At 66.3% G+C, this 13,259-nt stretch carries 13 protein-coding genes; 6 read left to right on the forward strand and 7 right to left on the reverse strand.

The window, feature by feature from the left end; all coding sequences use genetic code 11:
- Positions 1 to 153 precede the first annotated feature (153 nt).
- The gene (gene plsY / locus BTH42_RS19835; RefSeq protein WP_075302533.1) at positions 154 to 789 is read right to left on the reverse strand and encodes a glycerol-3-phosphate 1-O-acyltransferase PlsY; all 636 of its coding nucleotides are present in this window, start codon (positions 787 to 789) and stop codon (positions 154 to 156) included.
- Between the two features lie 141 nt (positions 790 to 930).
- On the reverse strand, positions 931 to 1,422 hold the full coding sequence (ybaK, locus tag BTH42_RS19840; protein ID WP_075303004.1) for a Cys-tRNA(Pro) deacylase: 492 nt from the start codon (positions 1,420 to 1,422) through the stop codon (positions 931 to 933).
- 129 nt (positions 1,423 to 1,551) lie between these two features.
- On the opposite strand from ybaK, the gene BTH42_RS19845 reads away from it, so the two are divergent.
- Complete coding sequence (locus BTH42_RS19845; protein WP_075302535.1) at positions 1,552 to 3,114, forward strand: class I adenylate-forming enzyme family protein; 1,563 nt, start codon at positions 1,552 to 1,554, stop codon at positions 3,112 to 3,114.
- 68 nt (positions 3,115 to 3,182) lie between these two features.
- Here BTH42_RS19845 and xerD read toward each other — a convergent pair whose 3' ends face one another.
- The 3 genes from xerD to queG all read right to left on the reverse strand — a co-directional run bounded on the left by xerD (position 3,183) and on the right by queG (position 6,006).
- Positions 3,183 to 4,157, reverse strand: coding sequence for a site-specific tyrosine recombinase XerD (xerD, locus tag BTH42_RS19850; RefSeq protein WP_075302537.1), 975 nt, complete (start codon positions 4,155 to 4,157; stop codon positions 3,183 to 3,185).
- Positions 4,154 to 4,624 (reverse strand): methylated-DNA--[protein]-cysteine S-methyltransferase, encoded by a 471-nt coding sequence (locus BTH42_RS19855; RefSeq protein WP_075302539.1) that lies wholly within the window; start codon positions 4,622 to 4,624, stop codon positions 4,154 to 4,156. Before BTH42_RS19855 ends, xerD begins: the two co-directional genes overlap by 4 nt.
- Before the next feature lie 137 nt (positions 4,625 to 4,761).
- Positions 4,762 to 6,006, reverse strand: coding sequence for a tRNA epoxyqueuosine(34) reductase QueG (queG, locus tag BTH42_RS19860; RefSeq protein WP_075302541.1), 1,245 nt, complete (start codon positions 6,004 to 6,006; stop codon positions 4,762 to 4,764).
- Positions 6,007 to 6,023: 17 nt separating this feature from the next.
- Here queG and tsaE point away from each other — a divergent pair, with 17 nt between their 5' ends.
- Together tsaE and BTH42_RS19870 are read left to right on the forward strand one after the other, a co-directional pair.
- The gene (gene tsaE, locus BTH42_RS19865; protein WP_075302543.1) at positions 6,024 to 6,644 is read left to right on the forward strand and encodes a tRNA (adenosine(37)-N6)-threonylcarbamoyltransferase complex ATPase subunit type 1 TsaE; all 621 of its coding nucleotides are present in this window, start codon (positions 6,024 to 6,026) and stop codon (positions 6,642 to 6,644) included.
- The gene (locus BTH42_RS19870; protein ID WP_075302545.1) at positions 6,626 to 8,275 is read left to right on the forward strand and encodes an N-acetylmuramoyl-L-alanine amidase; all 1,650 of its coding nucleotides are present in this window, start codon (positions 6,626 to 6,628) and stop codon (positions 8,273 to 8,275) included. The genes tsaE and BTH42_RS19870 overlap by 19 nt, the downstream gene beginning before the upstream one ends.
- Before the next feature lie 111 nt (positions 8,276 to 8,386).
- Here BTH42_RS19870 and BTH42_RS19875 read toward each other — a convergent pair whose 3' ends face one another.
- Complete coding sequence (locus tag BTH42_RS19875) at positions 8,387 to 9,268, reverse strand: EamA family transporter (protein ID WP_075302547.1); 882 nt, start codon at positions 9,266 to 9,268, stop codon at positions 8,387 to 8,389.
- 188 nt (positions 9,269 to 9,456) lie between these two features.
- Between BTH42_RS19875 and BTH42_RS19880 the strand changes: the two genes are divergently transcribed.
- Entirely contained in the window at positions 9,457 to 10,332 is an 876-nt protein-coding gene (locus BTH42_RS19880) for a pirin family protein (RefSeq protein ID WP_075302549.1), read from the forward strand.
- Between the two features lie 130 nt (positions 10,333 to 10,462).
- The gene (gene trxA, locus BTH42_RS19885; protein WP_075302551.1) at positions 10,463 to 11,311 is read left to right on the forward strand and encodes a thioredoxin; all 849 of its coding nucleotides are present in this window, start codon (positions 10,463 to 10,465) and stop codon (positions 11,309 to 11,311) included.
- Between the two features lie 84 nt (positions 11,312 to 11,395).
- Here trxA and tcdA read toward each other — a convergent pair whose 3' ends face one another.
- Positions 11,396 to 12,253 carry a tRNA cyclic N6-threonylcarbamoyladenosine(37) synthase TcdA gene (gene tcdA / locus BTH42_RS19890; protein WP_075302553.1) on the reverse strand — a complete coding sequence of 286 codons (858 nt, stop codon included), beginning with the start codon at positions 12,251 to 12,253 and terminating at the stop codon, positions 11,396 to 11,398.
- 260 nt (positions 12,254 to 12,513) lie between these two features.
- On the opposite strand from tcdA, the gene pdxH reads away from it, so the two are divergent.
- Positions 12,514 to 13,155, forward strand: a complete 642-nt coding sequence (pdxH, locus tag BTH42_RS19895) for a pyridoxamine 5'-phosphate oxidase (protein WP_075302555.1) — start codon at positions 12,514 to 12,516, stop codon at positions 13,153 to 13,155.
- The last annotated feature ends 104 nt before the right edge of the window (positions 13,156 to 13,259 follow it).

A 13,259-nucleotide genomic window follows, 5' to 3' on the forward strand; every position in this document is an offset into this window, starting at 1 on the left:
ACGGCGGCTTCGCATCAATACATCGTTCGTTGCACGACGTTTTTCGTAGCGCGAACCGCGCCGCTACCGCGCACGGTGTACGGCGCAAGAAGTCACCGCCGAGGTCGTCAGCCGCCTCGCGGCCAGCAACGAGTCGCTGGCACTCTCCGTACGTTACAGATCGTTCCCCGCCGTCGGCGTCGCGGCCTTCTTCTTGTCGCCGATCCGGCTCTCCTGCCCGCGCATCAGCTTCGCGATATTGCCGCGATGGCGCCACACCAGCAGCACGCTCATCGCCAGAACGGACAGCGCGACGATGCGCGGTCCGAACAGGAACACGTAAAAGAGCGGCGCGAACAATGCGGCGCACAGCGCGGCGAGCGACGAATAGCGCGTGAAGAACGCGACGATCAGCCAGGTCAGCAAGGTCGCGACGCCGAGCGTCGGATTGATCGCGAGCAGCACGCCGGCCGCGGTCGCGACGCCCTTGCCGCCCTTGAAGCGGAAGAACACCGGATACAGGTGGCCGAGGAACACCGCGATCGATGCGATCGCGATCGAGCGCTCGTCGAGCCCGAACCGCGCGCCGAAATGCACGACGACCCACACCGGCAGCCAGCCTTTGAACGCATCGCCGATCAGCGTCAGGATCGCGGCTTTCTTGCTGCCGCTGCGCAGCACGTTGGTCGCGCCCGGATTGCCCGAGCCGTACGAGCGCGGGTCGTCGAGCCCCATCGCGGCGCTCACGATCACGGCAAACGATAACGATCCGATCAGATAGGCAACGACGGCGACGATCAGGTTTTGCATCTCAGGACTCTTATAGGTATCGCGGCATGACACTCGACACCCGAACCGCATCGGGGCAAGCCGCCTGGAACTGGGGCGGCGCACATTCTACCGAACGTGCGTACGCGAAAAACATTCAGGCAAACGACAAGCGCTCGCGCGTCAATCGACGCTCGCGCACTGCACCGGCTTCGCCGCGAGCAGCTCGGTCAACACCCGCGGCTCGATGCTGACGAGAAAGCCGCGGCGCCCGCCGTTCAGCCAGACTTTGTCCATCTCGAGGATGCTGGCCTCGACGTACACCGGCATCTGCTTGCGCGTGCCGAACGGCGACGTGCCGCCGATCAGATAACCGGAATGCCGGTTCGCGACGTCGGGCTTGCACGGCTCGACGCGCTTCGCGCCGATCTGCCGCGCGAGGTTCTTGGTGCTGACGGTACGATCGCCGTGCATCAGCACGATCAGCGGCTTCGCGTGTTCGTCTTCCATCACCAGCGTCTTCACGACGTGATGCTCGTCGACCCCGAGCTGGCGCGACGATTCCGCAGTGCCGCCGTGCTCGACGTAGTCGTAAGGATGTTCGCCGAACGTGATGCCGTGACGGCGCAGCAGCTGCGTCGCGGGCGTTTCGGACACGTGTCTGGATTTGCTCATCGGCGCATTGTAATGGCGAGTTTGCGGCGCCGCCATTTGCCGAACGGCTAATTGTGCGGGGTTCAGGCTTGTGGCACGATCGTTCGGGAATGTGCGCCGACCGAGTTAATGGGATTAGAGGAGACAGCGTTGAATCAAGCACCACCCACCCGCCCCACCATCGACATCCCCGCGCTACTCGCCGCCCTGCCCGCGCGCATCAGCGAGATTCCGGCGCTCGCCGCCGCGCGCGATCCGCAGCACGTCGCGCTGATCGAGGACGCGCGCCGCCTGACCAGCGCGCAGCTGCTGCAAGCGGTCGACGCCGCCGCCGCGCTGCTGCGCGACTGGGGCGTGCGCGGCGGCGATCGCGTGATGATCGTCGCGGAAAACAGCATCGCGCAGATCGTGCTGCTGTTCGCGACCGCGAAACTCGACGCGTGGGCGCTGGTGTCGAACGCGCGCCTGTCGGCGGCCGAACTCGATGCGATCCGCGCGCACGCGCAGCCGCGCGTCGTCGCTTACGGCGTGGAAGGCTCGCCCGATGCGCGCGAGCACGCGCAACGCCATCAGGCCGCCACCGCGCCGGCGCTCACGCCGGACATCGGCGCATGGGCCTACGCGCCCGACGCCACCGTGCAGCCCGAACCGGTCGAAGCGAGCAACGAGCGCCAATGCGCGGCGCTGATCTACACGACCGGCACCACCGGCACGCCGAAGGGCGTGATGCTGTCGCATCGCAATCTGCTGTATATCGCGTCGGTGTCGAGCCGCCTGCGCAAGGTCGGCCCCGACGACGTCGTCTATGCGGTGCTGCCGATCTCGCACGTGTACGGCTTCGCGTCGGTGTGTCTCGGCAGCCTGCATGCGGGCGCGACGTTGCGGCTCGCGACGCGTTTCGTGCCGGAGGCCGTGCGCCGCGCGCTCGCCGAAGAACGCGTGTCGATCTTCCAGGGCGTGCCGGCGATGCACGCGAAGCTGCTCGAACATCTGCAAACGCACGGCCACTCGTGGTCCGCGCCGCAGCTGCGCTTCGCGTATTCGGGCGGCTCGCCGCTCGACGCCGCGCTGAAAGCGCAAGCCGAAGCGCTCTACGGTATGCCGCTGCACAACGGCTACGGGATGACCGAAAGCAGCCCGACCGTATCGCAGACGACGCTCGACGCACCGCGCGCCGATTGCTCGGTCGGCGACGTGATTCCGGGCGTCGAAGTGAAATTCGTCGGGCTCGACGGCGCCGAAGCGGCGCCCGGCGAAGTCGGCGAATTGTGGGTGCGCGGACCGAACGTGATGCTCGGCTACTACCGCAACCCCGAGCAGACTCGCGCGACCGTCACCGCGGACGGCTGGCTCAAGACCGGCGACCTCGCGCGCCGGTTGGCGGACGGCTCATTGCATATCGTCGGACGCAGCAAGGAGCTGATCATCCGCTCGGGCTTCAACGTCTATCCGTCCGAGGTCGAGCATGTGCTGAACGCGCATCCGCAGGTCGTGCAGTCGGCGGTGATCGGACGCGCGGTCGAAGGCAACGAGGAAGTGGTCGCGTTCGTCGAACTGATGTCGGGCGCGACGGTGACGCCGGCCGAGTTGATCGCGTGGTGCGGCGAGCGGCTCGCGCCGTACAAGCGGCCGGCCGAACTGAAGGTGCTGGACGCGCTGCCGGCGGCATCGACCGGCAAGATTCTCAAGCACCGGTTGCGCGAGTTCGTCTGACGCGGCAAATGCGGCAAACGCGGGCCATCCACCCGCGCCCGCGCATCGCCACGATCGACGCTCGGCAATCACCCGCGCGGATGATGCTGCGCATGCAGCGACTTCAGGCGCTCGCGCGCCACATGCGTGTAAATCTGCGTGGTCGAAATATCGGTATGCCCGAGCAGCAGTTGCACGACCCGCAGGTCCGCGCCGTGATTGAGCAGATGCGTCGCGAACGCATGCCGCAGCGTGTGCGGCGACAACGGCGCATCCACACCGGCCGCCGCCGCGTGCCGCTTGATGATGTTCCAGAACTGCTGCCTCGTCATCCCTTCCGCGCGCGTCGTCACGAACAGCGCATCGGCCGCGCGCGCGCCAAGCAACGCCGGACGCGCGTCGCGCAGATAACGCTCGATCCACGCGTGCGCTTCTTCGCCGAACGGAATCAGCCGCTCCTTCGAGCCCTTGCCGGTCACCCGCACCACGCCATCGTTGAGCCCGACCTCGACCGTCTTCAACGTGACGAGTTCGGTCACGCGCAGACCGCTCGCGTACATCAGCTCCAGCATCGTGCGGTCGCGCAGACCGAGCGGCGTGCCGATGTCCGGGGCGCCGAGCAGCGCTTCGACCTGCGCCTCGCTGAGCGTCGACGGAAAGCGCTGCGGCTGTTTCGCCGACACGATGCGCAGCGTCGGATCGCTCGCCGCGCGATGCTCGCGCACAGCCCACGCGTAGTAGCGGCGAAACACCGACAGCCGCCGGTTCGCCGAGGTCGCCTTGTCGTTCTGACGGGCCACGCTATACGCGTTCAGGTCGGCTTCGCTGACGGTATCGAGCGAGCCGTTGCGGGTGTGCGCGAGCCATTCGCAGAAGAGCCGCAGGTCGCGACGATACGCGTCGAGCGTGTTGCGCGACAGACCGTGTTCGAGCCACAGCGCGTCGCAGAACGCATCGATCGACGCGTTGCTGGCCGTTAGCAGCGGTGCGGCTGCGGGGTTCGCTTCCGCGCTTGCGTCATCGATGTGCGCGGCGGTTCCGGTAATGCTTGCGTCGATGCTCATGCGTACGGCACACCCTCATGCGTGAGCAGCCAGCGCTTCACGTTGCGAAAAAAACCGTCGCCGCCGTGATGCGCGAAGCCGCCGATACCGCTCGAACTCACCACCCGGTGACACGGAATCACGATCGGAAAGAAATTCGCGCCGCACGCCTGGCCGACCGCGCGCGGCGCGCTGCCGAGCTGTTTCGCAAGTTGTCCGTAGGTCAGCACGACGCCCGGCGGAATCTCGCCGATGGCCTGCCACACGCGACGCTGATACACGGTGCCGACGTCGGCGAGCGGCAGGTCGAAGCCCGCCGACGCGCGCTCGAAATAGCGTTCGATCTGTTCGACCGCCGCGCGCGCGAGCGGCGTATCGGGCTCGACATTGCGGCTCGACTCCGGCAGATAGACTATCTCGCGCACGGCCTCGCCTTCGAGACGAATGCCGACCTTGCCGAACGGCGCATCGATCACTGCGTTGAACATGATTGCGTGCTCCTCAGTCGCGCGGTGTGACAACGGGCTGCGTGGGTGCGCCCCGCGCGATCGTCGCATAACGAGGGCACCCGCATGCGGTGCAGGCACGCTACGACAAAACCCGGCCGCCGCGAATTGCCGCTACTTTACGCCGCTTCGAGCGCCCACTCCACATGCTCGCGCACGAGCGCCGACGGATCGTCCGCGCGTTGCCGCAACGCCTGCACGATCGCCGCGCGCGCATCGGCGGACAGACTCGCGGGCGCGGCGCGCAGCGCGTTGCCCATGCCGACCGCGAGATTGCGCAGCCAGCTTTCGTAGCCGATCCGGCGAATCGCGCTGCCCTGCATACGGGTATCGAAATCGTCCGCGCTCCATGCGAACAGCTCGACCAGCGATGCGCGATCGAGCCCGTGCCGCACGTCGAAATCGGCGACCGGCGCGGCCTGCGCGAACTTGTTCCACGGACACACGAGCTGGCAATCGTCGCAGCCGTACACACGGTTGCCGATCAGCGGCCGCAGGTCTTCGGGAATGCTGCCTTTCAATTCGATCGTCAGATACGAGATGCAGCGGCGCGCGTCGACCTTGTATGGCGCAACGATCGCGCCGGTCGGGCACGCGCCGATGCAGCGCGCGCAGCTGCCGCAATGCGAGCCGGGCGTTTCGGGAGCGGTCTCGGGTGAGGTTTCGGCGTCGGTCGGCAGCGGGAGATCGACGTAGATTTCGCCGAGGAAGAACAGCGAGCCGGCATCGCGTTGCAGCAGCAGCGTGTGCTTGCCGCGCCAGCCGATGCCGCCTTTCTGCGCGAGTTCGACTTCGAGCACCGGCGCCGAATCGGTGAACACGCGACAGCCGAACGGCCCGATCGCCGCGGCGATCCGGTCGGCCAGCTGTTGCAGACGGTTGCGCATCACCTTGTGATAGTCGCGGCCGCGCGCGTAGATCGACACCACCGCCGCCGATGGATCCGCGAGCCGCGCATGCTCGGCCGCGCGCCAGTCGCGCGCCGCCGCAAGCGCCCCGTCAGCCGTCTCCTGTACCGCTTCTCCGGCCGACGTGTTCGCCGGCAAATAAGCGATCCGGGCGGTGATCACACGTCGCGTGCCGGCCACAAGCTCGGCCGGCCGCGCGCGTTTCATCCCGTGTTTGGCCATATAATCCATCTCGCCGTGGCACCCCGCTTCGAGCCACGCTGCAAGCGGCGCTTCGGCGGCCGACAGGTCGGTATCGCTGATGCCGATCGCCCCGAAACCGAGTTCACGGCCCCACGTCTTGATGTCGAGCGCGAGCGCGGCGAGCGCCGCCGCATCGATACGGAGTTCAGTCCGCGCGGCATCATCGGCCGCCGCGGGCGTGCTGGAAACAGGGGACGTCGGACTTCGGTTCATCACGCCATTTTACGAGAATGCCTGTCAATCCCGATCACGCGACCCTGCCGTCCGCTCCCGTTCTGCTCGAACGCACTATCGCGCTCGCGGACGAAGCCGCCACCCAGGCGTTCGGCGCGCGCTTCGCGCAGGCGCTCGAAAGCGTGCGCGCGGCGGCGCTAGCGCAAGCGGCTCAAGCGCCGGCCCAAACGTCAACCCACGCGCCGGCGCAAACACCTGGCAGCGCGAACCATCGCGCGTTCACCGGCTTGCAGGTGCAACTGCTCGGCGACCTCGGCGCCGGCAAAACCACGCTCGTGCGCGCGACGCTGCGCGGTCTCGGTCACACCGGCCGCGTGCGCAGTCCCACCTACACGCTGGTCGAACCGTACGTGCTCGAACGCCCCGCCGGGGAACTCGCGCTCTATCACTTCGATCTGTACAGATTCACCGATCCGGCCGAATGGGCCGACGCGGGCTTTCGCGAATATTTCGACAGCGGCGCGGTCTGCCTCGTCGAATGGCCGCAACGCGCGGGCACGCTGCTGGGCGTGCCGGATCTCGTCTTCTCGCTCGAACTCGCAGGCGACGCGGATGCGCGCAGACTCGTCGCCCGGGCCTATAGCGAATCAGGAAAGGCATGTCTCGAAAGATGTTGATCAAACCGTTTCACTCGATCGAATCGGCGGCGACCGCCACGCATAACTGGCGCCGCCGGCAGATGCTGCGCGCCGGCGCGTCGACGCTGCTGCTCGGTCTGGTCGCGCCGCGTCTCGCGTTCGCCAGCTCGGTGCTCGGCGTGCGCGTGTGGCCCGCGCGCGACTACACCCGCGTGACGATCGAATCCGATCAACCGCTGCAGAACACCCAGCAACTGTTGCAGGGACCGGACCGGCTGGTCGTCGATCTGAGCGGCCTCGATCTCGATCAGGAATTGAAGGACCTGGTCTCGAAGATCACGCCGAACGATCCGCAGATTTCGTCGGTGCGGGTCGGTCAGTATCAGCCGCACGTGGTGCGCATGGTGTTCGATCTGAAGGGCTCGGTGAAGCCGCAGGTGTTCACGCTGCCGCCCGTCGGCACGTACAAATACCGGCTCGTGTTCGACCTGTATCCGGCCGTCGCACCGGATCCGCTGATGGAACTGCTCGCGCAGAGCGAGCACAAGCAGGACGCGCTGAACGCGGAAAACAACGCGCCGCCGCCGGCGACGCTATCCGGTCCCGGCACCACGCCGCCGCCCGCCGACAACAGCGAGGCGTTCTTCGAGCGCTATGCGCAGAACGGCGGAGCGGGCAGCACCGGCAATGGCGGCACGCCGGCCGCGCCGCATGCGCATGCGCCCACCCGTGGCGCGACGCCGGGCACGGCTCCAGGCACCGGTTCGGGCACGCCGCCGATCATCGCCAGCAGACCTGCTACCCCACCGGCCATGCCCGCGACGCCGAGCGCGCCGCCCGCCGCGATCGCGCGCAACAAGGGCAGCGGCGGCACCGCGCCGCGCGACGGCGGCGACGAGCTCGCCGGCAACGACGACAACTACGGTTTCACCACACCGAAATCGAACCGCAGCAACACGGTGCGTCTGCTCACCGTCGCGATCGATCCGGGTCACGGCGGCGAAGATCCGGGCGCGATCGGCGGCTCGGGCACCTACGAGAAACACATCGCGCTCGACATCGCGAAAAAGCTGCGCGCGAAGATCGACGCGCAGCCGAACATGCGCGCGATGATGACGCGCGACGCCGACTTCTTCGTGCCGCTGAACGTGCGCGTGCAGAAGGCGCGCCGGGTCGGCGCCGACCTGTTCGTGTCGATCCACGCGGACGCGTTCACGACGCCGGAGGCGCGCGGCTCGTCGGTGTTCGCGCTGTCGGAGCACGGCGCGACGAGCGCGGCCGCGCGCTGGATGGCGAACAAGGAAAACTCGTCCGACCAGATCGGCGGGATCAACGTGAAGTCCGCCGACGCGGCCGTCAATCGCGCGCTATTCGACATGTCGACGACCGCGCAGATTCGCGACTCGATGCGCTACGGCAACTTCGTGCTGAAGGAAATCGGCGACATCAACAAGCTGCACAAGGGCTCGGTCGAGCAGGCCGGCTTCGCGGTGCTGAAGGCGCCGGACATTCCGTCGATCCTCGTCGAAACCGCGTTCATCAGTAATCCGGACGAAGAGAAGCGCCTGAACGACGACGCGTATCGCGACAAGATGGCGAGCGCGATCATGACCGGCATCCGGCGTTATTTCGCAGCGAACCCGCCGCTCGCGAAGAGCCGCATGACGTGACGACCCACGCGCGTGACACGCGGCGTTCGCAGCAATAAAAAACGGCCTTACGGCCGTTTTTTTATTTGCGCGTGACCCAAGCCCGCCCTCTGCAAACGCGAACACTGTGGCTCACCGCGCCGGCAGCAGCCGCTGCACGACCCAGCCGCCGAACACGTTGACCGCGAGCCCCGCCATCACCAGCAACGCGCCGGCCACCTGGACCAGCGACAACTGCTCGCCGAGCAGCAGCGAAGCCGACGCGAGTCCGACGATCGGCACCAGCAGCGAGAACGGCGCGACCTGGCTGGCCGGATAGCGCGACAGCAAGCGGCTCCACAAGCTGTAGCCGACCAGCGTCGCGATAAACGCGAGATAGACGACCGCGAAAATCGACAGCGCGCTGATCCCGGTCAGCGCGGCGGCGATCTCGTGCGGCCCTTCGAACACGAACGACGCCGCAAAAAACGGCAGCGGCGGAATCAGGCTGCCCCACACGACGAGCCCGACGAGATCGACCTTGCCGACCTTCTTCGTGACGATGTTGCCGAGCGCCCACATGCACGCGGCGCACAGCGTCAGCACGAAGCCGGCTACCGACATCGTATGGCCGCCTTGCAAACCGATCACCGCGAGCCCGGCCGCGGCGATCAGCAGACCGACGACGTTCGGCACACGGAAGCGCTCATGCAGGAACAGCGCCGCGAAGATCAGCGTGAAAAACGCCTGCGCCTGCAGCACCAGCGACGCGAGGCCCGCCGGCATGCCGACGTACATCGCCGAGAACAGGAACGCGAACTGGCCGAACGAGATCGTCGCGCCATACGCGAACAGCCAGCGCCACGGCATCTGCGGGCGCTTGACGAAGAACACCGCCGGCACCGCGGCGAGCGTGAAGCGCAGCGCGCCGAGCAGCATCGGCGGCACGCCGTGCAGGCCCACCTTGATCACGACGAAGTTGACGCCCCACGCAACCACGACGACCAGCGCGAGCAGCAAATCCCTGGGCGACATCCCGGCTCTCCAAAAATAGTGATGAATGACGATTCGATCCGGCAGTGTAGCGGACGCTGCATGACGGCGTGAGCGGACAAATCGCAGGCACCCACGCCCCGCTCGCGCGGTTACCGTCAAGCACGCGCGACGCGCAGTAGAATCGCCCATTGAACCTCTCTCCCGCCACTTCTCCGTCGAGCCTGCTCATGACTACCTCGATCAAAGCCGTTCTGAAACCGCATATACGCGACATCGGCAATCTGGCCGTGCGACGGGTGCTGCCGGCAATGGCCGCGCGCCTCGTCGGCCCGTTCATCTTCTTCGATCACATGGGTCCGGCGACGCTCGAACCCGGCACGGGTCTCGACGTGCGCCCGCATCCGCATATCGGCCTTGCGACCGTCACCTATCTGTTCGACGGCGCGATCATGCATCGCGACAGCCTCGGCTCGGAGCAAAAAATCCTGCCCGGCGACGTCAACTGGATGACCGCCGGACGCGGCATCGTGCATTCGGAGCGCACGCCGCCGGAAGACCGCGCGCGCGGCCAGACCGTTCACGGCATCCAGACCTGGGTCGCGCTGCCGCTCGCCGATGAAGACACCGAGCCGTCGTTCGCGCATCACCCGGCCGCGACGCTGCCGGTCGTCGAGCGCAACGGCGTGACGCTGCGCGTGATCGCCGGCACCGCGTTCGGCGCGACCTCGCCGGCGACGACCTTCTCGGGCACGCTGTACGTCGCCGCCGAGTTCACGCCGGGCAGCGCGTTCGCGCTCGAACCGGAGCACGAGGAGCGCGGCGTGTATCTGGTGGACGGCGATCTGGAAATCGACGGCACGCCGCTCGAAGTTGCCCAGATGGCCGTGCTCGCACTCGACGAAACCGTCACGCTGGCCAGCACCCACGGCGCGCGCGTGATGCTGCTCGGCGGCGAGAAGCTCGACGGCGAACGGTTTATCGAATGGAATTTCGTCGCCAGTTCGCGCGAGAAGATCGAAGCCGCGAAGCTTGCGTGGACCAATCAGGAAATGGGCCACGTGCCCGGCGAAACCGAATGGATTCCGCTGCCGGTACGCAAGTGAACGAGCGCAAATGAGCGCACGCGGCGCGCTCGCGAGAGCGCAGCGTTGGGCCGCGCATCGACAGCCCGTATTGAAGTAACACGATTCGGCCCCAACTAGCCGCAATCCCGAAATTATCGACGAGGACGTAATGGACACCACTCTGGCCACTTTCGAACAGGACGTCATCAAGGCGTCGCTTCTGGCGCCCGTACTGGTCGACTTCTGGGCGCCGTGGTGCGGCCCCTGCAAGAGTCTCGGCCCGCTGCTCGAAAAGCTCGAAGCCGAGGCCGCCGGCAAATGGAAACTCGTCAAGGTCAACGTCGACGAGAACCACGAACTCGCCACGCATTTCCAGGTGCGCAGCATTCCGCACGTGATCGCGTTCGCTGAAGGCCAGCCGGTCGATCAGTTCGTCGGCGTGCTGTCGGAAGGACAGCTGCGCGAGTTCCTTGAACGGCTGGTGCCGCAGGGCGCGCCGGCCTCGCGCGTCGACGCGCAGACCGCGCTGGCCGAAGGCCGCCGCGAAGATGCGTACGCGCTGCTGCAGGATGCGCTCGCGTACGACCCGGGCTTCGACGACGCGCGCATGGACCGCATCGAAATGCTGCTCGAAGACAACCGCATCGACGAAGCACGCAACGAAGTCGATCTGCTGTCGCCGAAAACGACCCAGGGGATCGACGCGCGCTTCAACGCGATCAAGACCCGGCTCGACGCGGTCGATGCCGCCGCCGAACTGCCGCCGACCGACGCGCTCGAAGCACGCGTCGCGCAGCATCCGGAAGATCTCGAAGCCCGTTTCGATCTGGCGAGCGCGCTGATCGCGCGGCGCAAATACGCGGGCGCGCTTGAACATCTGCTGGAAATCGTGCAACGCGATCGCGCGTTCCGCGAGGATATCGGCCGCAAGACGATGCTGTCGGTGTTCGATCTGGCCGCGCATCAGCCCGAACTGGTCGCGCAATGGCGGCGCAAGCTGAGCGCGTCGCTGAACTGATCCGCTGAACTGATCAGTTGATCTGATCGATTGAAATGCTTCTGTCAGGTAGCGGCTTTCTTCAGAGAGCCGCCGCCTGAATCCCTACCCCGCCGCCCGCTTCCCCAACTCCCGCAACACATACGCCGCCGCCGCGAAACCGAAGCTCGCGGTCACGCACACGCTCGAACCAAAACCCGCGCAATTGAGCCCGACCGGCCCGGTATGGCCCGGCGACGTACTGACGTGCTCGGCTTCCGTATCGATATCGCAGACCGCCGCTTCCGGATAGATCAGCGGCTCGTCCGAATACACCGCGCTGACCTTGAATTTCGCTTTCGGCCCGCGCGGAAAGCCATGCTGCTTGCGCAACTGGCCGCGCACTTTCGAGAGCAGCGGATCCTGGATCGTCAACGCGAGATCGTCGATACGGATGCGGGTCGGGTCGAGCTGGCCACCCGCGCCGCCAATCGTGATCAGCGGCTGCTTGCGCTCGACGCACCACGCGATCAGCGCGGTTTTCGTCCGCACGCTGTCGATCGCGTCGATCACGTAATCGAAGCCGCCGCCGAGCGTGGCCGCGAAATTGTCCGGCTCGACGAAGTCCTCGATCAGCCGCACGTCGCAGTACGGATTGATCGCCGCGATCCGCTCTGCCATCGCCTCGACCTTAGGTTTCCCGTAGTTGCCGTCGAGCGCGTGGATCTGCCGGTTAGTGTTGCTCTCGGCGACATTGTCGAGATCGATCAGCGTCAGCGTGCCGACCGCGCTGCGCGCGAGCGCCTCGGCGACCCACGAGCCGACTCCGCCGATGCCGATCACCGCGACATGCGCGCCCTCGAACGCGGCGAGCGCGGGTGCGCCATACAGACGCGCGATGCCGCCGAAACGGCGCGCGCGGTCGGCGGTTTCATTCGCATCGGGGCTGGTAGTAAGATCGGATTGCGCAGTAGTGCTGGACATGGTGGCAGGACTCGAAAACACGGGCGGAACGAAAAAAAGCAGCTACGCCACGGTAAAACACGGGCGCGCGCAGCCGGTATTTTGCCTGATCGGCCGCGCCGGGCGTGGCGACTCGCGGGACCGCGCGGAATCGAACGCCGCCGCGCGAGTGTGCAGCTTCGCACCAGAGCGGCGCGCAGTGCATCACAGGTTGATGTAATCGCAGGCAAAAAACTGGCCGCCTGGCTATACTTTCCTGACTGTAGCGTTTGCATAAGAACATGATCTCACTCGCCGAGCTTCGAAAAAACTATTCGCTGGGCTCTCTCGACGTAGCCGACGTCGACCACGATCCGCTTCGTCAATTCAACACGTGGTTCCAGCAGGCGATCGACGCCAAACTCCCCGAGCCGAACGCGATGACGCTGGCCACGGTCGACTCCCGCGGCCGGCCTTCGGCACGCATCGTGCTCATCAAGGGTGTCGACGAACGGGGCTTCGTGTTCTTCACCAATTACGAAAGCCGTAAGGGTCGCGAAATAAACGCGAACCCGCACGCGAGTCTGCTGTTTCACTGGATCGAACTCGAGCGCCAGGTGCGCATCGAGGGCCGCGTCGTCAAGACGAGCGAACAGGACAGCGACGCTTATTTCAATTCGCGGCCGCTCGGCTCGCGAATCGGCGCATGGGCATCGAATCAGAGTCAGGTGATTGAAAGCCGTTCGCAGCTCGAAGTGCGCGAACGCGAAATCAGCCTGCAATACGGCGACAATCCTCCGCGTCCGCCGCACTGGGGTGGCTACCGCCTCGTGCCCGACGCGATCGAATTCTGGCAAGGACGCCCGTCGCGTCTGCACGATCGCCTGCAGTTCACGCGCGTGGACGAACGCAGCCCGTGGCAGATCGCCCGCCTGTCGCCCTGAACGAATAAAAAGATCACGCCGGCGCGTGCCCTGATAGCGGCACACGCCGGCCGGATTGCGTCGCGCGACCCGCGCAAAAAAGCGTTGCGCCCTGCGATCCACAC

The sequence above is a fragment of the Burkholderia sp. SRS-W-2-2016 genome (genome assembly GCF_001931485.1).
Lineage (GTDB): Bacteria > Pseudomonadota > Gammaproteobacteria > Burkholderiales > Burkholderiaceae > Paraburkholderia.

Excerpts from the sequence above, each read along its gene's own strand:
- queG (WP_075302541.1), bottom strand. The coding sequence starts at position 6,006 with ATGAACCGAAGTCCGACGTCCCCTGTTTCCAGCACGCCCGCGGCGGCC.
- BTH42_RS19880 (WP_075302549.1), top strand. The coding sequence starts at position 9,457 with ATGACTACCTCGATCAAAGCCGTTCTGAAACCGCATATACGCGACATC.
- plsY (WP_075302533.1), bottom strand. The coding sequence starts at position 789 with ATGCAAAACCTGATCGTCGCCGTCGTTGCCTATCTGATCGGATCGTTA.
- xerD (WP_075302537.1), bottom strand. The coding sequence starts at position 4,157 with ATGAGCATCGACGCAAGCATTACCGGAACCGCCGCGCACATCGATGAC.
- trxA (WP_075302551.1), top strand. The coding sequence starts at position 10,463 with ATGGACACCACTCTGGCCACTTTCGAACAGGACGTCATCAAGGCGTCG.
- BTH42_RS19855 (WP_075302539.1), bottom strand. The coding sequence starts at position 4,624 with ATGTTCAACGCAGTGATCGATGCGCCGTTCGGCAAGGTCGGCATTCGT.
- ybaK (WP_075303004.1), bottom strand. The coding sequence starts at position 1,422 with ATGAGCAAATCCAGACACGTGTCCGAAACGCCCGCGACGCAGCTGCTG.
- pdxH (WP_075302555.1), top strand. The coding sequence starts at position 12,514 with ATGATCTCACTCGCCGAGCTTCGAAAAAACTATTCGCTGGGCTCTCTC.
- tsaE (WP_075302543.1), top strand. The coding sequence starts at position 6,024 with ATGCCTGTCAATCCCGATCACGCGACCCTGCCGTCCGCTCCCGTTCTG.
- tcdA (WP_075302553.1), bottom strand. The coding sequence starts at position 12,253 with ATGTCCAGCACTACTGCGCAATCCGATCTTACTACCAGCCCCGATGCG.
- BTH42_RS19875 (WP_075302547.1), bottom strand. The coding sequence starts at position 9,268 with ATGTCGCCCAGGGATTTGCTGCTCGCGCTGGTCGTCGTGGTTGCGTGG.
- BTH42_RS19870 (WP_075302545.1), top strand. The coding sequence starts at position 6,626 with ATGTCTCGAAAGATGTTGATCAAACCGTTTCACTCGATCGAATCGGCG.